22 protein-coding genes are annotated in these 23,779 nt (G+C 65.2%); 16 read left to right on the top strand and 6 right to left on the bottom strand.

Annotated features, from left to right (window positions below; genetic code table 11):
- Positions 1–26: 26 nt before the first annotated feature.
- Positions 27–1,622 carry an MFS transporter gene (locus tag ACLLJI_RS16160; RefSeq protein WP_434614331.1) on the bottom strand — a complete coding sequence of 532 codons (1,596 nt, stop codon included), beginning with the start codon at positions 1,620–1,622 and terminating at the stop codon, positions 27–29.
- A 612-nt stretch (positions 1,623–2,234) separates the two neighbouring features.
- Positions 2,235–2,465: a hypothetical protein gene (locus ACLLJI_RS16155; protein WP_434614328.1), complete on the bottom strand. Its 231-nt coding sequence runs from the start codon at positions 2,463–2,465 to the stop codon at positions 2,235–2,237.
- A gap of 355 nt (positions 2,466–2,820) precedes the next feature.
- Here ACLLJI_RS16155 and ACLLJI_RS16150 point away from each other — a divergent pair, with 355 nt between their 5' ends.
- The 12 genes from ACLLJI_RS16150 to ACLLJI_RS16095 all read left to right on the top strand — a co-directional run bounded on the left by ACLLJI_RS16150 (position 2,821) and on the right by ACLLJI_RS16095 (position 17,486).
- Entirely contained in the window at positions 2,821–5,028 is a 2,208-nt protein-coding gene (locus ACLLJI_RS16150) for an acyl-CoA dehydrogenase (protein WP_434614326.1), read from the top strand.
- A gap of 86 nt (positions 5,029–5,114) precedes the next feature.
- A complete protein-coding gene (locus ACLLJI_RS16145) occupies positions 5,115–7,268 on the top strand; it encodes an acetate--CoA ligase family protein (protein WP_434614323.1) in 2,154 nt (717 codons plus the stop codon).
- Between the two features lie 80 nt (positions 7,269–7,348).
- Entirely contained in the window at positions 7,349–7,963 is a 615-nt protein-coding gene (locus ACLLJI_RS16140) for a TetR/AcrR family transcriptional regulator (protein ID WP_434614320.1), read from the top strand.
- Positions 7,964–7,985: 22 nt separating this feature from the next.
- Positions 7,986–8,807 carry a VOC family protein gene (locus ACLLJI_RS16135; protein ID WP_434614317.1) on the top strand — a complete coding sequence of 274 codons (822 nt, stop codon included), beginning with the start codon at positions 7,986–7,988 and terminating at the stop codon, positions 8,805–8,807.
- A gap of 116 nt (positions 8,808–8,923) precedes the next feature.
- Positions 8,924–10,129 (top strand): thiolase family protein, encoded by a 1,206-nt coding sequence (locus ACLLJI_RS16130; protein ID WP_434614314.1) that lies wholly within the window; start codon positions 8,924–8,926, stop codon positions 10,127–10,129.
- 11 nt (positions 10,130–10,140) lie between these two features.
- Positions 10,141–10,572 carry a Zn-ribbon domain-containing OB-fold protein gene (locus ACLLJI_RS16125; protein ID WP_283561928.1) on the top strand — a complete coding sequence of 144 codons (432 nt, stop codon included), beginning with the start codon at positions 10,141–10,143 and terminating at the stop codon, positions 10,570–10,572.
- A 1-nt stretch (position 10,573) separates the two neighbouring features.
- Complete coding sequence (locus ACLLJI_RS16120; RefSeq protein ID WP_434614311.1) at positions 10,574–12,040, top strand: aldehyde dehydrogenase family protein; 1,467 nt, start codon at positions 10,574–10,576, stop codon at positions 12,038–12,040.
- 135 nt (positions 12,041–12,175) lie between these two features.
- Positions 12,176–13,675 carry an MFS transporter gene (locus tag ACLLJI_RS16115; protein WP_434614308.1) on the top strand — a complete coding sequence of 500 codons (1,500 nt, stop codon included), beginning with the start codon at positions 12,176–12,178 and terminating at the stop codon, positions 13,673–13,675.
- 174 nt (positions 13,676–13,849) lie between these two features.
- Positions 13,850–14,743 (top strand): MaoC/PaaZ C-terminal domain-containing protein, encoded by an 894-nt coding sequence (locus ACLLJI_RS16110; protein ID WP_434614305.1) that lies wholly within the window; start codon positions 13,850–13,852, stop codon positions 14,741–14,743.
- A gap of 26 nt (positions 14,744–14,769) precedes the next feature.
- On the top strand, positions 14,770–15,540 hold the full coding sequence (locus ACLLJI_RS16105) for an electron transfer flavoprotein subunit beta/FixA family protein (RefSeq protein ID WP_434614302.1): 771 nt from the start codon (positions 14,770–14,772) through the stop codon (positions 15,538–15,540).
- A 14-nt stretch (positions 15,541–15,554) separates the two neighbouring features.
- Positions 15,555–16,532, top strand: coding sequence for an electron transfer flavoprotein subunit alpha/FixB family protein (locus tag ACLLJI_RS16100; protein ID WP_434614299.1), 978 nt, complete (start codon positions 15,555–15,557; stop codon positions 16,530–16,532).
- A gap of 12 nt (positions 16,533–16,544) precedes the next feature.
- The gene (locus ACLLJI_RS16095) at positions 16,545–17,486 is read left to right on the top strand and encodes a cytochrome b/b6 domain-containing protein (protein WP_434614296.1); all 942 of its coding nucleotides are present in this window, start codon (positions 16,545–16,547) and stop codon (positions 17,484–17,486) included.
- 165 nt (positions 17,487–17,651) lie between these two features.
- On the opposite strand, the gene ACLLJI_RS16090 is transcribed toward ACLLJI_RS16095, so the two are convergent.
- The 4 genes from ACLLJI_RS16090 to ACLLJI_RS16075 all read right to left on the bottom strand — a co-directional run bounded on the left by ACLLJI_RS16090 (position 17,652) and on the right by ACLLJI_RS16075 (position 19,964).
- Entirely contained in the window at positions 17,652–18,179 is a 528-nt protein-coding gene (locus tag ACLLJI_RS16090) for a MarR family winged helix-turn-helix transcriptional regulator (RefSeq protein WP_434614293.1), read from the bottom strand.
- Positions 18,172–18,468 (bottom strand): SDR family oxidoreductase, encoded by a 297-nt coding sequence (locus tag ACLLJI_RS16085; protein WP_434614290.1) that lies wholly within the window; start codon positions 18,466–18,468, stop codon positions 18,172–18,174. Before ACLLJI_RS16085 ends, ACLLJI_RS16090 begins: the two co-directional genes overlap by 8 nt.
- A gap of 19 nt (positions 18,469–18,487) precedes the next feature.
- On the bottom strand, positions 18,488–18,637 hold the full coding sequence (locus ACLLJI_RS16080) for an SDR family NAD(P)-dependent oxidoreductase (RefSeq protein ID WP_434614287.1): 150 nt from the start codon (positions 18,635–18,637) through the stop codon (positions 18,488–18,490).
- Positions 18,638–18,848: 211 nt separating this feature from the next.
- Positions 18,849–19,964, bottom strand: coding sequence for a LacI family DNA-binding transcriptional regulator (locus ACLLJI_RS16075; RefSeq protein ID WP_434614284.1), 1,116 nt, complete (start codon positions 19,962–19,964; stop codon positions 18,849–18,851).
- A 102-nt stretch (positions 19,965–20,066) separates the two neighbouring features.
- On the opposite strand from ACLLJI_RS16075, the gene ACLLJI_RS16070 reads away from it, so the two are divergent.
- The 4 genes from ACLLJI_RS16070 (at position 20,067) to ACLLJI_RS16055 (ending at position 23,617) form a co-directional block, all read left to right on the top strand.
- On the top strand, positions 20,067–21,242 hold the full coding sequence (locus ACLLJI_RS16070; protein WP_434614281.1) for a Gfo/Idh/MocA family protein: 1,176 nt from the start codon (positions 20,067–20,069) through the stop codon (positions 21,240–21,242).
- Positions 21,243–21,337: 95 nt separating this feature from the next.
- Positions 21,338–22,549 (top strand): dihydrodipicolinate synthase family protein, encoded by a 1,212-nt coding sequence (locus ACLLJI_RS16065; RefSeq protein ID WP_434621617.1) that lies wholly within the window; start codon positions 21,338–21,340, stop codon positions 22,547–22,549.
- Positions 22,546–23,466 (top strand): sugar phosphate isomerase/epimerase family protein, encoded by a 921-nt coding sequence (locus ACLLJI_RS16060; RefSeq protein ID WP_434614279.1) that lies wholly within the window; start codon positions 22,546–22,548, stop codon positions 23,464–23,466. The genes ACLLJI_RS16065 and ACLLJI_RS16060 overlap by 4 nt, the downstream gene beginning before the upstream one ends.
- On the top strand, positions 23,441–23,617 hold the full coding sequence (locus ACLLJI_RS16055) for a hypothetical protein (RefSeq protein ID WP_434614276.1): 177 nt from the start codon (positions 23,441–23,443) through the stop codon (positions 23,615–23,617). The genes ACLLJI_RS16060 and ACLLJI_RS16055 overlap by 26 nt, the downstream gene beginning before the upstream one ends.
- The last annotated feature ends 162 nt before the right edge of the window (positions 23,618–23,779 follow it).

Below are 23,779 nucleotides of genomic sequence, written 5' to 3'. Positions count from 1 at the left end.
CACGCACGCTACCGTGTGTCACAAAGTTAGTGAACGGACTCGCTGTCCGGCCGTTTCACCTCCGGGTACTCTGTTATGGCAATGGCAATGGCATTCGCCGGCGGTTTCTGTTGTCTCATGAACAGCAACGAAACCACGCACAGACAAAGTGCTGCCACACCGATGATCCACACCATTTTGTAGGAGCTTAGTGCGGCGCCGGAACCACTAATCACCGTCGAGGCCATGATGACACCGAAGATGGCTCCGCCCACCGCGCCACCCAACGTTTTGAGCGAGTTGTAGATGCCTGAGGCAATACCAGTTTGATCCGCGGGGGAGAGTTCGGCTACCAAGGACGGCAGGGCTCCGAGGAGTAGGCCAGATCCCGTACCAATGAAGATGAGGCTAAGAACCACCAATGACATTTGGTCGTTCGCAAAGATGAGCAGCAAGTTTGCCGTGGCAAGGAACGTAACTCCCACCAGCAACACCCCGCGCATACCGATGGCACGGGCCAAGTATGCGAAGGTTGCAGCAGCCACGCATGCAGTAAGCGTATCTCCTGCCGTCAAGAGTGAGATGTTTCCGGGAGCCATGGCAAATCCGAAGCCGACCACCTTGGGTTTAGCAGCCAGAAAGGTGGTAATGACTGTCTGCGATCCCAGCGTGACGATGCCGAACAGGAAAGCGGTCAGGTAGGGAGGCCACATGAGGCGTGACCGGACCAACCTCAGATCTATGGCAGGGCAGGCGGTCTGAGATTCCCACCATACCCATGCCACCGTGATTACCCCACAGGTCAACAGGGGGACCAGTACCTGAGGCGAAGAAATTCCATATTTTTGGATCCCACTAAGGGCCAGCAACAGCGTGATCATGGAGGCGGCAAGCCCTAAAAAGCCAAGGTAGTCCACAGTCGATTTGGATCGAACCGTTGATTCGGGGACGAGGAAGAAGACCACAAACACGCAAAGTGCTGTGATAATGGCTGGCACCAGCAACACCATGGTGAAGTTCCGCTCGAGCCCTGCAATCACTCCAGAGACTAACATTCCGGCGACAACGCCGACCGTCATGAAGGAGATGAGCAGACCAACCGACTTGCGGGCTCGTTCGCCTGCGATGCGATCGTGAACCAGCGCAATCTCCAGTGGCAACCAGACCGAAAGCGGCCCCGTCAGGATGCGCCCTACGAGAACTAATGTGTAGTTATTGGAATATGCCACGAAGCACACGCCCACCAGTACAGCGATGACGGCCAGACGGAGCATTTTGCGGTGCCCAAAAATATCCCCAAGCTTGGCCAGCACCGGAATACAGACTGCCGAGGAAAGCGTCCAGAGGGTGACGAACCAAGTGATGTCTGCATCTGTGATCCCCCACCGGGCAGACATGGCCCCATACAACGGGATGTAGTACCCCTGGACGAAGCCGCTGGTGAATTCGACGAAAATCAAGAACCCGATAATGGCGCTCATTTTGAGTGGAACACCGGTAGATGCCCGAAGTTCCGGTGTGTTGGTGCTCGGCATAAACTTCTCCCTAGGTTTTTCCTGGTGGCTATCGCCCGCACCGGAGGTGCGCGAGGCTCCACCCACCGGTTTTCTGTCTGGCAGAAAATGCGTATCGACCTGCCCCACACAGCCGTAGTGAACCCAGGTATTTGGGGTTCGCCTGAATCTTGGAAAAGAGAACCGTAAGAACTAGATTCTTATTTCTGTTCTGTTGTGGTCCGCATCACTATTCCCGGCGCGACGGAGCCTGTCAAGGGGTCGGGCAGACTCATCAACGGTGCTCGCGAGATGGGTTGCGTGCCTCATTTGAGAAACGCTCGCGTAATCCACGGGCCGCCCGGGCGCGGCGGCCACGATGAGGGACGGGTCTGTCGACGGGAACGCGTCGGGAAATCACGAAGCAGTATGCACGGGATGATGAGGAGGAATCGAAGAAGGTCATAGGTGTGATTCCCGATGAGCTGGTCGCTGTCCCCGGCAGGTCCCGGCCCAACGCCCGCCGGGCACTGTCCACGGCCCGTAAACGGAAGGGGCCGGCCAAGGCAGTCCCGTGCAGACCGCGGCCACGGACCTACGGCTATAACACCCTCAAGGTCCTGACAGAGACCTACTCCGTTGGCGAGGGCGCAGCTACTGAAGGTCTCCGGTACCACGATCGACCGGCTACTCAAGCTGTTATCCGTCGCGTTATTTGACGAGGGGGCCCGTCATGTCCGGTGACGTCGGCGTCAACCCGGGTTATTCACTGTTTTCGGTGATCGCGGATTGGGCCGCGCCGAGGTCCACGATGGATTTGTTGCCGGCATAGGTCGATGTCAGGGCAGCGACGGCCAGGTTCTTCACCGACCTAGGGTATCCCCGTGAGGCGTGGTGGATCGCGGTGATTGCGTTGTCGGAGAAGAGCGGGTCGGAGCGGCCGGCGTATTTGAGGTGGCCGCGGATGTGGTCAGTGGTATCTGCCGCTGCCATCCCGGTGATCGTTTAGCGGGTGGAGATCCGTTGGTTCAGTTGATTATGCCGACCTTCGCGTTATGCCGACCTTTTCGCATCGTCCCTGCTCAGCGCGCTAGGCAGCCCGCATTTGCCGGCATAATCACAGGGCTCAGACGCCAAGGAAGCATCGCCGTGGCGGGCAACCCGCCCCTATTTTCACGCCCTCACGGGTCCCCACAAGGGCCACAAACAAGGGGCCACAAAACTGACTTTAAAAAACCATTGTCCAGGACCAATATATGAACTAGACTCTAGTTTCAGTTCCTGAAGTGCCAGTCGACGATATGCCATCCCCGGAGTAGGGAATCGTCCGTGATAATGGAGTGATTAGATGCCGCTTTCCCTTACAGCAGAGCACGCCGACCTGGCTGCTGTGGCTTCCGAATTTGCCGAACGCTTCGCCGGTATTCTCGACACGCGTGGGCAGTTGGACGCTTACAGTACCGGTGGGCGCCCCTCGTATTGGAGTGAGTTGGTTGATAACGGACTCCACGCACTGCACATCAGCGAGGAACATGGCGGCCAGGGAGGCACTGTTGCCGATACCGCAATCGTGGTTGAAGAATTCGGCCGTCGTCTGGTTCCGGGCCCCTATGTTTCAACGGTGCTGGCCAGTGCCGCCGTTGCGGGTGCCGAGGAATGCAAGGCTTCCACACGAGGGTTAGCTCTCTTCGCTGAGGGTGCAACCGGCGCTTTGGTGATGCCATCATCCGCTCTACTTGCCGTCGCTACGGACCAGGGGTGGAGGCTGCGTGGCAGCGCTAAGGTATCCTCGCTCCTTTCGGCCGAATACCTGGTAGTCGGATTCAACGCCGAATCCGCAACTCGTTTCGCGCTTATTGATGTGCAGACCCCGGGCCTGAAGAGAATTGCAGCAACCTGCTCGGACCTCACCCGCGACGCCGGAACCCTGGTTCTGGACGGGCTGGTCATCGACGGCGAAGTCATCCTCGAGGGACTGTACGCAACCTACGTCGAAACCCTTCAGGCGGCCCTGCTCGCCGCGGAGGCAGCCGGTGTCATGCGGTGGGCCGTGGAAGCCTCCACCGACTACGCCAAACTCCGCGAACAGTTCGGCAAGCCGATCGGCTCCTTCCAGGCCATTAAGCACAAATGCGCCAACCTCCTCATCGCCTCCGAACTTGCCACCGCAGCTGCATGGTCCGCCGCCGTAGCCTTGGAACAGGACGCGACGCAGCAGGCGTTAGCAGCCGGCTCAGCCATCGAGGCAGCCATCGTCCCCTCCGTCGAGGCGGTCACCGAGGCTGTCACCATCTTCGGAGGTATCGGCTTCACCTGGGAGCACGACGCCCACCTCTACTGGCGCCGCGCCATCACTCTCGCCGCCCAGGTCTCGCCGTTGGACGACCGGCTTGCCTCGCTGGGCAGGATCGCCGTTGAGCTTGACCGGCAGATCGAGATTGAACTGCCGGACGAGGATCCCGCTTTCCGGCAGCACATCGGCAAGCTGCTTGATGTAGCGGCAACCCTTGTCAATGAGCACGACGGCGGCCGCTGGTACTCCCGCGGCTCGCAGCGCACCTTCCTGGCCGAAAACGGACTGGCGGCCCCGCATTGGCCGGCCCCGTACGGCATGGGCGCCTCCCCGGCCGAGCAGGTCGTCATCTCACAGGAATACTTCCGCCACGGAATTGTCCAGCCGACGTCGGTCATCGGCGAGTGGGCCATGCCCACGATCCTGGCCTACGGCACCGAGGCCATCAAGGAGCAGTTCGCGCTGCCCACGCTGCGCGGTGAACTCGCCTGGTGCCAGCTCTTCTCCGAGCCCGGCGCCGGCTCCGACCTGGCCGGCCTCTCCACCCGCGCCACCAAGATCGACGGCGGCTGGGAACTCAAGGGGCAAAAGGTCTGGACTTCGGGCGCGCACGCAGCCGACTGGGGTATCTGCCTGGCCCGCACCGACACTGAGGTACCCAAGCACAAGGGGCTGAGCTACTTCCTTGTCGACATGCGCAGCGCCAGTGTCGTCGTACGCCCGCTGAAGCAGCCCACAGGCGACTCCGAATTCAACGAGGTCTTCCTCGACTCCGTCTTCGTGCCCGATGAGTACCTGCTCGGTGAGGCAGGGCAGGGCTGGCGCATCACCGCCACCACGCTGCAGAACGAACGCACCCAGATTTCCTCCGGTGTATCGGCGGGAACCGAGGACGCAATGCGCACGCTGATCCGCGACCGCGGCTTCGTCGGCAGCGAGCGCGAGGCTTTCACCTCGCTGGGACAGATCGTGGCCATCAGCTCAGCCATCGGTGCACTGAACCTGCGCGAAACCCTGCGCCAAGTCCACGGCATCCAACCCGGGGCCGGCTCCTCGCTGGCCAAGGTCGCCCAGGCCAGGCTATCCCGCGAAGCCGCATCGCGCGTCCTGCGCCTGGCCGGCCCGGCAACGCTGTTCGCCGAAGCCCCCGCTGACGCGGTCACAGGGCAACTCGGGGTGCCGCAGGTCCTGCTCGGCGGCGGCACCGTGGAAATCCAGCTCAATGTCATCGCCGAACGCATCCTCGGCCTGCCGCGCGGCTAATTCCGCCTGTCCACCCAGAAATCCACTACCCCCTGTCCACCCCAGGAATCCAGTACCCTCCTGTCTCACCGAAAGGACACCTTCGCATGACAACGTTGACGCGCGATACTAATACCTTGCGAACCCTCGATTCCGCCAGACTGCACGAACTGCTTGAGCCACGGTCCATCGTGATCGTTGGTGCCAACACCAAGTCCAGCTGGTCGCACTTCACCTACACCAACCTCAAGGCCGGCGGCTTCGATGGCGAGCTGTACCTGGTGAACCGGCGCGGCGAGGAATGCCACGGGCAATCCTCCTTCACCTCAATTGCCGAGTTGCCCGCAGTCCCGGACCTAGCCATCGTGCTTACCGGCAGCAACTCGCTGGAAGTGATCCTCGAAGATGCCCGACTCAAGGGCATCCGCAACCTCATCCTGCTGGCCGCAGGCCTGAGCGAGGCCGGACCCGAGGGCGAGGCTCTCCAAGCCAAGCTGGTCGAGCGTGCCCGTGATGCCGGGCAGCTGATCCTCGGGCCCAACAACCTCGGATTCATCAATTCGCATGCAAAGGTCGCGGCCTTCAGCCACATGACCCAGATGCCGATGATCTCTGGTGGCGTCGGGGTGGCGAGCCAGTCCGGTGCCCTTGCGATCTACCTGCTTCCCTACATGGCCTCGCGGGGTGTGGGCTGCTCAACGGCGGTGACGGTCGGCAACGAGGCGATGGTCTCGGCCATTGACGTGATGGGCCTGCTGGTCGATGACGAGAACACCACGGTCATCGCCGCCTACCTGGAACAGATTTCGAATCCCGCGCAGTTCCTCGACGTTGCCGCCCGGGCCCGCCAGGCCGGCAAACCGATCGTGGTCTTCAAGGCCGGACGCTGCGAAGCCTCTGCCCGCGTCGCCGCGGCACACACTGGGTCCCTGGTGGGCGACGACAAGGTCATCGACGCCGCCTGTCAGCAGTTCGGGGTGATCCGGGTCGAAAGCATCGAGGACCTGGTCGCCGCCGCCGGGATCATCGAATCCTATGGGGCCTTGGCCGGAAACCGGATGGGTGTGGTCACCGGCTCCGGCGCCATGTGCGCCTTGGTTGCCGACAAGGCCGAAACGGTGGGCCTGGAATTGCCCGCGCCGTCCGAAGCAACGGTGCGTGGGCTCCACGATGCAGGCCTGCCGGTCTATTCCACCGTCAATAACCCCATGGATACCACTGGCTATATTTCGGTGGACCCCACCATTATCACCAAGGCCAACCAGTGTTTCATTGACGACCCCAACTTTGATTTTATCGTTGTCAACGCATCCTGGCCGGCGAACCAGGTCATGGCGGATATGGGCCGCGGCAACCACGATGAGTTGCTGCGCCAGCTCACCTCCTCGCCCAAGCCGGTGATCCCGATGAGCTTCCTGCCCACCGAAGTCACGGAGTTCGGACGCCAGTTCGCCACCGAATACGGCTACCCACACGCCTCCGACTCCTTCGACCGCGGCATCCCGGCCGTGGCACGGAGTGCCTGGTGGGGCCGTCGCGTCGCCGAACTCGCGACCGATCCCGTCGTGCCCGAGGCTCCACGCGTCGACAAGCCCAACGGCACCAAAAAATGGACCGAAATCGAAACCGGTGCCTTCCTGCGCGAGCACGGCGTGCCCTACGTTCCGGCCAGCATCGCCGGCTCGGCCGAGCAGGCAGTGGCGGCAGCCGCGGGCATGGGATACCCGGTCGTGCTCAAGGTGGCCTCCGAGGACATTGCGCACAAAACCGAGGTCGGCGGCGTCCGACTGCTGCTCCAGGACGCCGAGGCAGTCACCGAGGCCTACAGGTCCATTCGCTCATCGGTCGCCACCCTGGCGCCCGAGGCCCGGGTGCAGGGTGTCGCGGTCTCGCCCATGCGTGCCGGCGGCAACGAACTGCTGGTGGGCATCGTCCGCGACCCGCAATGGGGTCTGGTCATGGCCGTGGGCTTTGGCGGCGTCATGGTCGAGGTGCTCCAGGACTCCGCACTGCGCCTGCTCCCGGTGGGCCCGCGGGAGATCCGCCGCATGCTCGAATCCCTCAAGGGGATCGACCTGCTCACCGGGTTCCGCGGCAATGCGGCGACCGACCTCGACGAGCTGGCCAACGTCATCTTCCGGATTTCGCAGGTGGCGATCGGCCTCGGGGACGACCTCGAAGAGTTCGAAATCAACCCGCTCCGCGTGGCCGGGGACCAGATCGAAGCCCTCGACGCACTGATCCGTTGGAAGGACCTGTGATGACAACCATCCAGCACTTCGGCCCTAAGGCCCGGTGGTAGCGTTGGACATCCACCCGATTTACAAGCAGGAGGCGACCGATGTCCGGAATACTCTCCGGCGACATGGTCGATCTTCCCGCGTACCAGGTCATGCGCCGGCAGCGGATCCTGGATGCCGCGAAGTCGCTGCTGCGCAGCAGCGACTACGAATCAATCCAGATCCGCGATGTCGCGGCCGAGGCAAACGTCGCACTGGGAACGCTGTATCGGTACTTCTCCTCAAAGGAACACCTGTACGCGAACGTCGTGTACGACTGGAGCGTGCCCTTCAATTCGGCCGACCAGTCGTGGGCGGAGAACCTCAGCACCGCCGAACGTGTCCAACAACGCATGCGGATGTCGTTGGCCGCCTTCGAGCGCCATCCGAACTTCTACAAGGCCATCCTGCTGCTGCGCTCAACCTCGGATCCGCAGGTGTCGGCACTGATGCAACAGCTCGGCGTCGTGCTCGAGGAACCGCTCCACGCGGACTTCGCGATGCTCGGGGAGGAGGAGGCCGCGGACATCACGGCAATGGTCTGGTGCGTGCTGATGGACCTCGTCGCTCGGCTGCTGAACGGGGACAAGACCATGGCCGAAGCGCATCGGGTGTTGGACAGCTTCGTGCGGATGATCGGGCTGCGACTGGCCCAGTTCGAGGCCGAAGGCACCTAGCACCGGCCGCGGGGGCTCTCACATGAGCGCCCACGAACTGGACCACCTGGCCATTGCCGTTCCGGCCTGGCCGGTGGCGGGCTCGGTGCTCAACCGTGAACTCGGTGCACGCTGGGCCAGCGGCTTCACGATGCCGGTCTTCAACCCCTGCCAACTGGCCGTTGCAGATGACATGCGCCTGGAACTGCTCGAGCCCGGCGGGGCCGAGCACTCGTTCATCCAACGGTTTCTGGACGGGAACGAGGGGCGAGCGACCCCACACCACATCACCTTCAAGGTGCACGACATCCGGGCCGCCATCACCGGGGCGCAGGCAGCGGGGATCGAACCCATCCTGGTGAACCTGAATCACCGGCAGTGGCAGGAGGCGTTCCTGCACCCCAAGGACACCGGCTTGGGGTTCCTGGCCCAAATGGTCCAGGCACCGGAGAGCATCGAGGAGATGACCCTGGGCGCCCCCAACGCCACGGGGGAGTGTCCGTGGGAGCAACTCGACATCGAACCGGTCCGGTTGCAGGCCATTCACGGATTGGTTCCGGATCTGCAGCGGGCCCGGCAGGTGCTGGTCAGCATCCTCGGTGCCCGTGAATTCCGCATCGGCCAAACTCCGACGACACTGGGATTCCACTGGAACAACGGCGCAGACCTGCTGCTGACCGAAGCCCGCCCTGACTCGGCATCCATCGGCATCCAGTCCCTCGGGATCCTGCCGTCGACCGAAACCTGGGCGCCGGGGGAGTACCCCGCGGACCTGCTGACGCAGCTGCAGGCCGGCGCGAAACATCCCGGAATCGGGGTCCGGATTTCTGCCCTGCGGGCATCGCCGGTAGGCGCCCGCACCTAGACCGACACATGGCGCGCACGCCATATCAGACCTCGAGACCAACAACCAACCACTATCCCGTGCACCCAAAAACAGGTGCCAACCGGCACAAACGACCCTATTCTAAGGAGATCACCATGGGCCTTCGAGCAGAAGCCGCGATCCTTGGCTATTACGAATTGCCACCGCAGCGCAAACTCGCGCGCGAAAAAACCTTCAACCTGGAGCAGTGGGCCAGGCTCTCCAAGGCCGCACTGGATGATGCGGGCCTGGATGCGACGGACGTGGACGGCATCGTCACCCCGCTGATCGGCGAGGCCAGCATGTTCGTGCCCTCCACCATCACCGAATACCTGGGCATCAACGCCAACTTCGCCGAAATCGTCGACCTGGGCGGGGCAGGTTCCGCCGCCGCCGTCTGGCGGGCCGCCGCCGCCGTCGAACTGGGCCTGTGCGAGACCGTCCTGGTGACCTTCCCCGGTACGCACGAGGTTCCCACCCACGAACGCCGCCCCTTCGTGATGGAGGAGAGCATGTTCTTCGGCGCCTCGTCCAAAGCTTATGGCTCGCCGCAGGCCGAATTCGAGATTCCCTACGCCAACCTGGGGCAGAATGGCCCCTACGGTCAGATCGCCAAGCGCTACGGCCACGAGTTCGGCTACGACGAACGGGCCATGGCCAAGATCGCCGTCGACCAGCGCACCAACGCCTGTGCCACCCCGGATGCGGTCTTCCACGGCAAGCCGCTGACCATCGAGGACGTCCTGGCATCGCCCATGGTCGCGGACCCGCTGCACATGCTGGAAATCGTCATGCCCTGCCAAGGCGGGGCCGCCGTCGTCATCGGCAACAAGGACAAGGCCAGGAAGTCCAGGAACCGTCCGGTCTGGATCACGGGCTTCGGCGAGCGCGTCCCCTACAAGACGCCCACCTACGCCCGGGACCTGATGTACTCGCCGATGATCCACGCAGCGGACCAGGCGTTCACCATGGCCGGGATCGGCCGCGGTGACGTGGACATGGTCTCGATCTACGACTGCTACTCGATCACCGTGCTGATGAGCCTGGAGGACGCGGGCTTCGCCGAAAAGGGCAAGGGCATGCAGTTCGTCAACGAACACGACCTGACCTTCCGCGGCGACTTCCCGATGAACACCGCCGGCGGCCAGCTTTCCTTCGGCCAGGCCGGCATCGCCGGGGGCATGCACCACGTGATCGACGGGGCGCGGCAGATCATGGGCCGCGCCGGCCAGGCTCAGATCGTCGACTGCAACCGGGCCTTTGTCACCGGCAACGGCGGCATCATGAGCGAACAAACAGCACTGATCCTCGAAGGCGACTAGGAGCAAACACCATGAGCACCACCCCCACCGCACCCGTTTTCGAACGGCCCATGCCCGTCCCCACCCCGTTGACCCAGCCGTTCTGGGACGCCCTGGCCGAACACAAGGTCTGCATCCAGTACTCGCCATCGCTGGGCGAGTACATCTTCTACCCGCGCCCGCTGGCCCCCCGCACGCTGGCCGATGACCTGGAATGGCGCGATATTCCCGGCGCCGGAACGCTGTACACCTACACGATCACAACCCGCCCCGTCTCCCCGCACTTCGCCAGCGAGGGCCCCATGGTCCTGGCCGTGGTCCAGTGGGACGAGGGACCGAAGTTCTCCACCGAACTGATCAACATCGCCCACGAGGACATCAGGATCGGTATGCGGGTCAGGCCCGTCTTCTGCGACTACCCCGACGACGACATCACCATGCTGCGCTACGAACCGGAGAACTAGGATGAGCATCGCCACTGATCATGCCCTTCCCGAAGTCACGCTGCGCATCGGTTCCGAATCCCGCAGCATCGGCGTGGCCTTCCACGAACACGTCAACCCGGCCACCGGACAGCGCGATGCCCGGGTCCCGCTGGCCGGATCCGCCGACGTCGACGACGCCGTGCAGGCTGCGCACCAGGCATTCTCTCTCTGGAGAACGACGCCGGCCCGGCAGCGCGGGCGGGCCCTGCTCAAACTCGCCGACCTCGTCGAGGAGCATGCCGGGGAATTCGCGGCGCTGGCCATCGCCGACAACGGAACCCCGCAGGCCACGGCGCACGCATCGGTGGCGGCAGCCGCGGAATGGATCCGCTACTACGGCGGCTGGGCCGACAAGCTTCCGCTGGGCCGGATCACTTCCGTGGTGAGCGCCGGCGGGTCCTTCGGGCACACATTGCGCCAACCCTACGGCGTGATCGGGGCGATCATCACCTGGAACGCACCGTTGATGTCACTGGCCATGAAGGTTCCAGCGGCACTGGCCGCCGGGAACACCGTAGTGGTCAAGCCCAGCGAGCTGACACCCTTCAGCGCCATGCTCTTTGCAGATCTGGTCCGCGCAGCCGGTATTCCCGACGGTGTCTTCAACGTTGTGCCCGGCGGCGCCGAGGCCGGCGCCGCCCTGGTGGACCACCCGCTGGTCAAGAAGGTGACGTTTACCGGCGGCCCGGAAACCGCACGCAAGATCACCGCTGCCGCCGCCCGGACCTTCAAACCCGTCCTGCTGGAGCTCGGCGGCAAGTCGGCTAATCTTGTCTTCGCCGACGCAGATCTTGACGCCGCGGCCAGGCATTCGACCTTCATGGCCTTCGGAGTCATGAGCGGGCAGGCGTGCGCCCTGCCCACCCGGCTGCTGGTGCAGGACTCCATCTACGATGCCTTCGTGGCCAAGGTCGCGGACATCGCCGCGTCCTTCAAGGTCGGCAACCCGGAGGAAGCCGATACCGTCTGCGGGCCGGTGATAAACCAGGGTGCCATCGACCGCGTCGAAGCCATGGTTGCCCGGGCCCAGGAGGAGGGCGCCCGCGTCGTCGCCGGCGGTGCCCGCGCCGGCGGCGAGCTCGCCGAAGGTTTCTACTACCCGCCGACCATCCTGGCCGACGTTGACCCGTCCAGCGAACTCGCCCATAAAGAGGTTTTCGGTCCTGTCCTGGCCGTCATCCGGTTCACGGATGAGGCCCACGCCCTGGCCTTGGCCAATGACACCGACTACGGGCTCTCCGGCTACATCTGGACCTCCGACGCCCGGCGGGCCATCCGGCTCACCGAGCAGCTGGAGACCGGTGAAGTGGTGGTCAACGGCGCACCCAACGCCGTCACCGAACGGCCATTCGGCGGCATCGGCCACTCCGGAAATGGAAACGAGGGCGGTCTGGAGGGGCTCGAGGAATTCTTCTGGACAAAATCCGTCGCCTATGGGGACGGTTAGCCGAACCCGCCCGGACCACCTCCTCATCCCGAGTGCCTCCCAGACCCAAAGATTGTTTGCATCACCGCCGTCGAACGCCACCGTTCGGGGTGTCATCGCTTTCTTTTCTCCGCACACCTGAAAGGCAGGACAACGATGTCCGCACCCATGGGCCGGCAGGCCGCTACCCTCCAGAGGCTCAAAAGTCCAGGATTCATCGCCATCGTGGCGGCCCTGATCCTGGCAGAGATCGTCTCGGCCTTTGAACTGTCGATGATGTACGTCACGCTTCCCACGCTGATCAACGAATTCAAGGTCGACGCCAACACCGTCGCCTGGGTGGTGACCGCCTACCTGCTGGTCTCGGCCTCCGCCGGTGTCATGGGCGGACGCTTCGGCGACATGTACGGCCGGCGCAAGGTCCTGGTCATCGTGCTGGCCATCGCCAGCCTGGGGTCCCTGATCTCACTGCTCGGCGGCAGCCTCGGCATGATCATCCTGGGCCGCGCCATCCAGGGAACCGCCGGTGCGGTGATGGGGCTGGCCTTCGGCCTGGCCCGCGAACATCTGGAGGCGAAACGTGTCCCGGTCGGCGTCTCCATGATCGGCGCCTCGGCCCTGATCGCCGGCGCCGGCGGCGCCCTCATCGCCGGGTTCATGATCGATGCCTATTCCTGGCACGGGATCTTTGCCTTCGCAGCGGTGCTGGCCCTGCTGGCCGCCATCGCCGTCTACTTCGTCATCCCGCGTGACAACGTTGCCCCCACCCGGGAAAAGCCCGATTACCTGGGGTCGCTGCTCCTCCCGATTGCGGTTAGCGCCATCCTGCTGGCCCTGTCCTTCAGCTCGCGGACCGGCTTCGCCTCGGCCCAGTTCCTGGGCCTGATCGTCCTGGGCCTGGGCGTCATCGCCTTGTGGATCTGGTGGGAACTGCGGGTCGAATCGCCGATCGTGAACCTGCGGATGTTCAAGAACCGCCAGATTGCCCTGGTGATGACCGCAACGCTGCTGGCCGCCATCGGTCCGATTGGCGGACTGGCGGTGCCCACGCAAATGGTCCTACAGTACCCCACGGGCTTGGGCTTCGGGCTCGGCTTCACCGCAGCCTCCGCCGGCATCCTCAGTGGCGTGACAGCGCTCCTCGGCTACTTCTTCTCGCCCCTGGGCGGCCGCCTGGCATATCGCTATGGCGCGCGCTCGGTCTTCATTGGCGGGTTGCTGCTGATGACCCTGGTCCTTCCGGTCATCCTGCTCACGTTAGGCAACTCCATGATGTTCATCGTGGCCCTGGCGCTGAACGGCATCGGCATCTCGCTGACCTACGGGGCGCTGCCTAATGTGCTGATTGAGGCCATTCCGGAAACCCACACCTCGGAAACCGCCGGCGCCAACACCATGGTGCGCAACGTGGGGCAGTCCACGGCCACCGCCATCGGTGCCTACATCCTGGCCAGCCACCAGAACCCCGTGACGACGCTGGTCGACCAGACGGGAATCAGCGCGGCATTCATCTTCGTGCTGGTCTTTGCCGTGCTCTCGGTGGCGGTGGCCCTGCTGCTCAAACGCGATCCCGTGAGGTGGGTCCCGGAAACCTCGCAGGAACGCGCGGCACGTCGGAGCAGCTCACCCAAGGTTCCGGCAGGAGCTGCACAGTAGCCAGCCGGTTCCAGCTGGGGCACGCGGCAGAGGTCAAGCCGCATCGGGACGAGTGAAGCGTTCCGTAGACAAGAACTAGAATCTGGTTATAGTATTTGAGGATACTATGATCCGCGCCACCGTCAGGTGAGCGTCGGAAGCGACCCGGGATTACCCGTGGAAGGAGCAAGACCGATGGCTATCCACCAGGAAAACATAGGGAAGAGACGCGAAGGTGCCCCCTTCAGCTGGGACTCCAGGGACGCCCTGCTCTACGCCGTCAGCGTGGGGGCAGGCTCCCGGAACCAGCTGGAAAATCTGGCCTTCACCACCGAAAACTCCCGGGGCATCGAGCAACAGGTCCTGCCGACCTTCGCCGTCGTGCTGGGCGGTTCGGGTGGTTCGATGGACGAGCTGGGCGACTTCAAGCTCTCGCAGATCCTGCACGGCGGCCAATCCATCACGCTGCACCGCAGCCTGGCCACCCGTGGCACCGTGATCCCCGTCAGTGGCATGAGCGCGGTGCACGACAGGGGCAGGAACGCCGTCATCGAGCTAAGCACCGAATTACTCGACGCGCAGACCCGCGAACCGGTGGCCACCAGCGTCACCACCATGATCATCCGCGGCGAAGGCGGATTCGGTGGCCAGTCCGGACCGGCCGAGAGCTGGAGCGTCCCGGAACGCACAGCCGATGCAGCCATCGTCCAACGGACCTCGCTGGACCAGGCGCTGATCTACCGGCTCAACGGGGACCGGAACCCGCTGCACTCCGACCCCCAGCTGGCCGGCATGGTCGGCTTCGAGAAGCCGATCCTGCACGGGCTGTGCACCATGGGATTCGCCGGACGGGCAGTGCTGGAAAACATCGCGGATTCGGACCCCGGAAACTTCGGCTCGCTCAGCGTCCGCTTCGCCTCCCCGGTGGTCCCGGGGGACGAGCTGACCACCAGCATCTGGAAGACCGAGACCGGCGCACTGTTCCAGGTCCGCGTCGGGGACACCGTGGTGCTGGACCGCGGCACCTACACCCACCGCACCCCACCGGCCGCGCACAGCACCGGTCAACCAGTAGCCGCAACGGCCTAAGGCCGCTCGAACAGGGAGGATATTCCATGAAAATTGCAGTCCTGATCAAACAGGTCCCCGACACCTGGGACGACCGGAAACTCACCTCAGGGGGATATGTGGACCGGGCGGCGAGCGAACGGGTCGCCGACGAAATCACCGAACGCGCGCTCGAGACGGCCCTGCGGCAAAAGGACGCGGACAAGTCTGTGGAAATCGTCGCCGTGACCATGGGCCCGGGCAGCGCCACCGAGGCGCTCCGCAAGGCGCTGTCCATGGGTGCGGATTCGGCCATGCACCTGGTCGACGACGGATTTGCCGGCGCCGATGCCCTGACCACCGCTCGGGTCCTGGCCAGCGGGCTGACAGGCGCGGATTTCGACGTGGTGATCGCCGGAAACGAGTCAACCGACGGGCGCGGCGGCGTCGTACCGGCCATGGTGGCCGAGCTGCTCGGCGTTCCCTTCCTGGGGCCGCTGAATTCCGCGCACTTCACCGGCGCGTCCGTCACCGGTGAGCGACAGAGCGCCGATGGCACCCAAGCGCTGGTGGCCCAGCTGCCCGCAGTCATCTCCGTCACCGAACGCGCACCCGAGGCTCGCTTCCCCAAGTTCAAGGGCATCATGACGGCCAAGCGCAAGCCCGTTGCCGTGTGCGACGCCGCAAGCCTGCGGATGGCGGACATCCGGAACGCCGACGGAAACGTCGTGCTTGCGTCCCGCAAGCGGCCCGCCCGGACCGCGGGACGCAAGATCGTCGACGACGGAAACGCCGCATCCCAGCTCATTGCTTACCTCAGCGCCGAAAACCTGATCTGAAAGGACTGCACACCATGAGCAGTATTCTTGTCAACGTTGAAGTGGCGGCCAATGGCGCGCTTCGTTCCACCACGGGCCACCTGTTGCAGCTGGCAACCCGGCTGGGCGAGCCCGTCGCGGTTCTGGCCGCCCCTGCCGGGACCAGCGACGAACTGGTGGCGCAGCTCGGCAAACTGGGTGCACCGACGGTTTTCGTGGCAGAGACCCCCACCGCCACCAGCCATGTGGCAGCCGGGGCAGTGGCGGCACTGGCCGAGGCCATGAAGCGCTACGCACCGCGGGCGGTACTGGCCTCCAACAGCGCCGATGGCCGCGAAGCCATCGGACGCCTTGCCGCCCGCACCGGCAACCCCGTCTTGCTCGAGGCCATCGACGTGAAAAACGTCGAAGGCAGGATCACGGCCACGCATTCGGTGTACGGCGGGAGCTACACCACCGAGTCCGGCGTCGGTTCCGGCATCGCGATGATGACCGTGGCATCCAGCGGCGAGCCGGCCCCCGCCGCTGCCGCGCCCCAGGTTGAGGTGATCCAGCTCGACGTCGACGCCCACGCCGCGGCGACCATCACGGCCACGCATGCGGCCCCGTCCAGCTCAGACCGCCCCGAGTTGCCGTCGGCCAAAATCGTGGTTTCCGGCGGGCGGGGGCTTGGGTCGAAGGAAAACTTCGCCCTGGTTGAGCAGCTGGCGGATTCCCTGGGTGCTGGCCTGGGCGCCTCCCGCGCCGCCGTGGATGCCGGTTACGTTCCGCAAAGCCACCAGGTGGGCCAGACCGGCATCAGCGTCTCCCCGGATCTATACCTCGCGGTCGGCATCTCCGGCGCCATCCAGCACCGTGCGGGCATGCAGACGGCCAAGCGGATTGTGGCCATCAACGAGGATGAGGATGCCCCCATCTTCGACATCACCGACTTCGGCATTGTCGGGGACCTGTTCACGATCCTGCCCCAGCTGCAGTCCGTCCTCGAAGCACGCGCCGGCGCCGGCGTCTAGGGAGATCATGACATGTCGTTGCTAACCAAGCCCGGCCCAGCGACCAAGCCCGGGGCCATCGGATGGCTGTCGCTGGCCAAATGGGTCGCTATCGCCGTGCTGTCCCTGGCCGTCGTCGTGCTCCTGGCCAAATGGATGCGCAGCCTGGAGCCGGTTCAGGACTTTCTGCTCAGCTACCCGGGGCAGTCCGAACTGCCCAACGGCGCCCCGGTGGGACTGCCAGCCTGGCTCGGTTGGCAGCACTTCCTCAATGCGTTCTTCCTCATCCTGATCATCCGCTCGGGCTGGCAGGTTCGAAACACAGCTCGACCAAAGGGTTATTGGACGCGGAAAAACGCCGGTCTGTTCAAGACCAGGAACAAGCCGACCAAGATCAGCCTGGACCTGTGGTTCCACCTCAGCCTGGATGTGCTGTGGCTGCTCAATGGGTTGGTGTTCGTGGTGCTGCTGTTCGCTACCGGCGGGTGGGTGCGCATCGTTCCGACCAGCTGGGACATCTTTCCCAATGCGCTGAGTGCCGCTCTGCAGTATGCGTCCCTGGACTGGCCGATGGAGAACGGCTGGGTGAACTACAACGCACTGCAGCTGCTGTCCTACTTCGCCGTCGTTTTCCTGGCCGCACCCCTGGCTGCGATCACCGGAGTGCGGATGAGCCCGGCATGGCCAAAGGGCAATGCGGCCTTGGACAGGGCCTATCCCATCGAGGTTGCCCGGAAGATCCACTTCCCCGTGATGCTCTTCTTCGCGGGCTTCGTCGCCGTGCATGTCGCGCTGGTGCTGTCCACAGGAATGCTGCGGAACCTCAACCACATGTATGGTGGGCGTGATGATGCCAGCTGGCTAGGGTTTGGCGTCTTTGCCTTTTCTCTCGCGGTCATGGTCGCTGCTTGGTTCCTTGCGCGACCGATATTCCTAAGGCCCATTGCCGGGCTGATGGGGAAGGTCTCCAGATAATCCCAAAGCGCGCCAGCGCCATATGTCCGTCATCTCCCGACCCTCGGGAGTGGACAACAGGTCGGCGGTCATCGGCGGGGGCACCGTCCTCGGGTGCGATCGCGTGCAGCGGAATACCGGCGCCGGCCCAGTGACGCGTGTTGGTTTCGCGCCGCACCCAGCGGCTCAGCGCACGCTTGCTGGGGGGCGGTTCAAGATGCTGATTATCCTTCCATGGGGGTGTCGGCCCAGCAATCGGGAAGACAGGGCAATGGTTGACCGTTCAAAGCGTTGCAGCATGGCAGTGAACGCCCGCCGGTCCGCCTCGTCCCAGTCGTCCAGCAGCTCGTCGACCAGCCCATCGCCGGCCCGGACGAATGCACCGGCGACCCGGCGCCCTGCACCGGTGAGATGCACGGGCTGGACACGCGCGTCCGATGGGTCGGGGCCCCGAACAGCAAGCCCGGCCTCGGTGAGCCGGCCAACGATCTTGCTGACGTTGGAGGCTCCGGTTACCATCTGCGCGGCCAGCCGGGATGGGCGGGAGGCGCCCTGCCGGGACAGGATCGTGACCATGACAATTGCACCGGGGTCCAGGGAAACGCCCTCCCTGGCGGCGACCGCCGTCAGGAAATCCGGCGCCGTCCATTCGGCGAGGATCCGAGTGAGGGCGACGATTAGTTCGTGACGGTATCCGGGTGCAGGGTCAGGCATGCAGGGTCCCGCCATCGACCGGCAGGACGACGCCCGTGACGAAGCTGGCCTCGTCCGGGAGCAGCCAGATTGCCGCGTTGGCGATTTCGTCGGGCCGGCCCAGCCGCTTCCTGGGCGCCTCGGCCGCGTACCCCGCTCTGGCGTCCTCGGGCAGCGAGGCAAGCGCCGCGGTATCAACGGCGCCCGGAGCCACCCCGTTGACACGGATGCCCCGGTCCGCGTTCTCCATCGCAACACCCCGGGTCAGGCTCACGACGCCATGCTTGGAGGCGCCATACGGGGTAAGCATGGGGTGGAGGAAAGCCCTGTCACCCCGAGTCAATGTTCACGATCGCGCCGTCGTCGTGCCTGGCCATGTACGCCGCCTCCGCCTGCAGGCACAGGAACGTTTTGGGCAGCGTGACGGCCATCGTGCGGTCCCATTCGGCCGGGGTGACGTCCTGGACGGGCTTGGGCATGGCCGCCCGCCAGCGGCCGGGATGGCAGCGGCGACCGCCTGACCGGCCTCGTCATTGACATCGGAAACTACGACCGCAGCACCCTCGGCAGCGAGGCGTCGTGCCACGGACCCCCCCGATGCCGGCGCCTGCGGCAGTGACCACGGCGACCTTGTTGCTGAATCTCATGCTGTAGTGAAACTCGGGCTTGAGCGCGAACCGGCGGAGGCGTTTAATGGCCCGGGCGGCCGGCGCTTTCGCGGATGAGTACGTCGCCGTCGATGTGCACCGGCCCGACGGCGTCCGCGGCCAGGGCGAGCTTGGCCGCCACCTGGCCGATTTCCTCCAGCGGGAGCCGGTACGTAGTCAGTTCCGGCGAGTGGTCGCGCAGCGTGGGGATGTCGTCAAAGCCCGCCACCTGGACGTCGCGGGGGACACTAAGCCCGAGGCTGCGCATGGCCGTGATAGCACCGAGCGCCATGACGTCGTTGGCCGCCAGCAGGCACAGCGGCCCCTCCTGGGTTCTTTGGTCAGGCCTGGCCGCGGCGCCGCCCAGCCGGACCATGCACTCCAGGGCCGCGTCGTAGCCGCCCCGGCTGGTGAAGCCGCCGGGCAAGACGGCGAGGGGGGCCAGGCCGGCGGCGGCCAGCGCCCGCAGGAAGCCGGTGGCCCGCTGCCAGGCCGTGGCCAGCTGCTCCGGGCCTGCCAGGATGGCGAACCGCTGGAGACCGAGCGAAACCAGCTCCGTGGCCAGCGCAAAGGCCCCGGTCTCGTTGGCGATGTCCACGTGCTGTGCCTCCGGGATGCCGGTGGCGCCGAGGCTGACGACCCGTCCTCCACCGGCGATGTAGCCTGCCAGCGTCTGGTTCAGGGCGGGATCCGGGGTCCGCAGCCGGGAGCCGGCCAGGACGATGGCATCGGTGCGGTAGGACATGAAGGCCGTGACCGCGTCGAGCTCGGCCGCTGGATCGTGGTCCGAACTGGCCAGCAGCACCTGCTGTCCCTGTTGCCCGGCCCAGCGCTGCACGCCGCGGGCAATGGTGGAAAAGTACGGGTCTGCGATGTCGTGCACCACCAGGCCAACCAGGCGGGTGGCCGAACGGGCCAGAGCCTGGGCCTGGGCGTTGGCCACGTACTCCAGTTCCGCGGCTGCCGCTCGGACACGGTCCGCGATGGCTGCCGCGGGGATCCGCTCGGAGCCGTTAACCACCCGCGATGCCGTGGCCAGGGACACGCCCGCACGCCGCGCAACATCGCTGAGCGTTGCGGCCATGAGGTCCTCTTTTCGCTGGTTGTGCGGGAGCGGCGGGACGCGGCTGAGGGCAATTGCGCCGTCTGTGTCACGCATTCAGGAAAAGGCATTGACCAACCGGGTGTTCCCAGTATAGCGTGGAAAGCGCTTTCCAACGTAAGGAAGGTCCCTCGACACAAACACTTCCAGGGAGAACCCATGACTGAGCAAACTACGCAGCCCCCCGTGCTTCGCATCGCCATGAACGGCATCACCGGCCGCATGGGATACCGCCAGCACCTGCTGCGTTCCATCCTGCCGCTGCGCGATTCGGGTCTGGTCCTGGCGGACGGCACCACCATCGACATCGAGCCGATCCTGGTGGGCCGCAACGAGGAAAAGGTCCGGGAGCTGGCCAAGCGCCACGGCGTGGACGAGTGGTCCACAGATATGGACGCCGTCATCAACGATCCCTCCGTGGACGTGGTCTTTGACGCCTCGATGACCAGTCTTCGGGCCGCCACGTTGAAGAAGGCAATGGCCGCCGGCAAGCACATCTTCACGGAGAAGCCGACGGCGGAGACACTGGAAGAGGCCATTGAGCTGGCCCGCATCGGCCGGGAATCCGGCGTCACGGCCGGTGTGGTGCATGACAAGCTGTACCTGCCCGGTCTGGTCAAGCTGCGCCGTCTGGTGGATGAAGGCTTCTTTGGCCGGATCCTCTCCATCTGCGGCGAGTTCGGCTACTGGGTGTTTGAGGGCGACATCCAGGCCGCCCAGCGCCCGTCGTGGAATTACCGCAAGGAAGACGGCGGTGGCATGACCACCGACATGTTCTGCCACTGGAGCTACGTGCTCGAGGGCATCATTGGGAAGGTCAGGAGCGTCAACGCCAAGACCGCCACGCACATCCCGGCCCGCTGGGACGAGGCCGGCAACAAATACGAGGCCACGGCCGACGACGCCGCCTACGGCATCTTCGACCTCGAGACCGCAGCCGGCGACGCCGTGGTGGGCCAGATCAACTCCTCCTGGGCCGTGCGCGTGTACCGCGACGAGCTGGTGGAGTTCCAGGTGGACGGCACGCACGGTTCCGCCGTCGCCGGCCTGCGCAAATGCGTCTCCCAGCAGCGCGCCAACACCCCCAAGCCGGTCTGGAATCCGGATCTGCCCGTCACCGAGCCCTTCCGCGAGCAGTGGGCCGAGGTCCCCGCCAATGCCGACTTGGACAACGGCTTCAAGCTGCAGTGGGAGGAATTCCTGCGCGACGTCGTCGCCGGCCGCGAGCACCGCTTTGGTCTGCTCTCCGCCGCTCGCGGTGTGCAGCTGGCCGAGCTGGGCCTGCAGTCCTCAGCTGAGCGCCGCACGCTGGACATTCCGGAGATCGTGCTGTGAGCGCCGAAGCTGCCGAAACTGGGGCTTCCGGCGCACCGGCGTCAGCCGTCGGCAACTCCGCCCGGAACCGTGCCGCAACAGGTCCCAGCGTCTTCCTGCCGGCGGGCGCGGACGCAAGTGGCGCCGTCGCGCTCCAAGAATTGGTGCTGAACCAGCCCGGTCCCTGGACCAAACCGGCCGGGCTGATCCGCTCCCGCAAGGTTTATGCCGCGGCGCATGTCACACCAAGGGCGCTTGGGAACAACACGCCGGGCGCCCCGGCGGACATTGACTGGGACGCCACGCTGGCCTTCCGGCACGAGCTGTGGAGCTGGGGCCTTGGCATTGCCGACGCCATGGACACCGCCCAACGAGGCATGGGCCTGGACTGGACCGCCACCCGCGAGCTCATCCGCCGCAGCGCCGCCGAGGCCGCAGGCATCGCCACCCCGGAGCGCACGACCCGCGACCTGCTGGCCTGCGGTGCGGGCACGGACCAACTCGACCCCGCCGCCGTCGAGCCCGGCCCGGAGGGCCTGGAGACCGTGCTGGCCGCCTACCGCGAACAGGTCGCGGTAGTGGAGGAATCCGGGGCCAAGGTGATCCTGATGGCCTCCCGGGCACTGAGCCGCGTGGCCAGCGGCCCGGCGGACTACCTGCACGTGTACTCGACACTGCTGGCCGAGGTCCGCGAGCCGGTGGTGCTGCACTGGCTGGGCACGATGTTTGATCCCGCATTGGCTGGCTACTGGGGCTCCGGCGACGTCGACGCCGCCACGGCGACCTTCCTGGCGCTCATTGAAGCCTATGCGGACAAGGTAGACGGCGTGAAGGTGTCCTTGCTGGATGCCGCGCACGAGGTCCGACTGCGCGCGGCCCTGCCGCCAGGTGTCCGGCTGTACACCGGGGACGACTTCAACTACCCGGAGCTGATCGACGGTGACGGCGAGAGCCATTCGGATGCGCTGCTGGGCATCTTCGCCGCCATTGCACCCGCCGCCTCCACGGCGCTGCAGGCGTACGACGACGGCGATCCGGTGCGGGCGAGGGCCATCCTGGACTCGACGCGTGCGCTGGGGCTGCACGCCTTTGAGGCGCCGACGTACTTCTACAAGACCGGCATCGCGTTCCTCGCCTGGCTCAACGGCTTCCAGCCCGCATTTTCCATGGTGGGCGGGCTGCACTCAGGACGCAGCGTGGCGCACCTGGTCCAGCTGTTCCGGCTGGCCGACGACGCCGGACTGCTGCTGGATCCTGCACTGGCGGCTGAGCGGATGGGCATGTACCTGGCCGTTGCAGGAATCAATGGAAAAAGAGCAGCGGCGTGAGTGCGCTGTTCGAGAGGCTGTCGCTGAACACGGCCACCATCAAGAAGGCCTCACTGGCCGAGGCACTTGAGCTGTGCCGGGCGGCCGGGCTGGGCCACATCGGCCTGTGGCGGGACAAGGTGGCCGAAGTGGGTCTGGAGAATGCCGTGGAGCTCGTCAAAGCTTCCGGCCTGAGTGTCTCCAGCCTGTGCCGCGGCGGCTTCCTGACGGCTGCCGATCCGGCCGGTGCCGCGGCGGCGCTGGCGGACAACCGCGCGGCCATTATGGAAGCAAAGGCCCTAGGTGCTACGGAGCTGGTCATGGTGGCGGGCGGGCTGCCCGCCTTCAGCGTGGCTCCGGGCGCCGTCGACGGCGGGACCGCCAGCACGCCCGCGTCCGGCGGCAAGGACCTGCTGGCCGCTCGCCGGAATGTGGCGGACCGGCTGGCCGAGCTGGTGCCCTTTGCTCTGGAACATGGTGTGCGGCTGGTCCTAGAGCCGCTGCACCCCATGTATGCCGCCGACCGTGCCGTCATCTCCACCCTGGGGCAGGCGCTGGACCTGGCCGCGCCGCACCCGGCGGAGACTGTCGGCGTCGTCGTTGACACCTTCCACGTCTGGTGGGACCCGGCGCTGAAGGAACAGATTGCCCGCGCCGGGAGTCAGGGCCGCATTGCCTCCTTCCAGGTGTGCGATTTCAACCTGCCCATTGCCGCGGATGCGCTGCTGTCCCGCGGATTCATGGGCGACGGCGTAATCGACTTTGCGCCCATCGGAGCCTGGATGGAGCAGGCCGGCTACCGCGGCGTGGTGGAGGTGGAGATTTTTAACCAGCAGATCTGGGATGCGGCGCCCGCCGACGTCATCCGGACGGTCAAGGATCGTTGGGCAGAGCTTGTGGCCCCGTCGCTCAATGTTGGGGGCATCCGGGTTCACTGACGGGGCCGGAAGAAATGTACGACGATGGCCCGGGAACGTGCTGGCCCTCGCCGCGCGCCTTGCCACCATCACCCTCACCGGTGAGGGCCTCACAACGGTGGATGCCTTTGCCACCGCGGCCCTCGCCATGGGGGAGGAAGCCCGAGACTGATCGAGGCGCGGCCCGGTATCGAGACATTCGCCATCACCGCGACGGGCAAAACATGGCAGACTGCGCACTTTCCGGCAAACCCCACTGCACTCGGAAAATGATGCCTTCGGCCAGCCCTGGACGTTGATCCGTGACGTCCTCGACGCTGCCTTTTTTGGCCAA

The sequence above is a fragment of the Arthrobacter sp. A5 genome (genome assembly GCF_051131705.1).
Lineage (GTDB): Bacteria > Actinomycetota > Actinomycetes > Actinomycetales > Micrococcaceae > Arthrobacter_M.
This window is presented reverse-complemented; position numbering and strand designations above follow the sequence as displayed.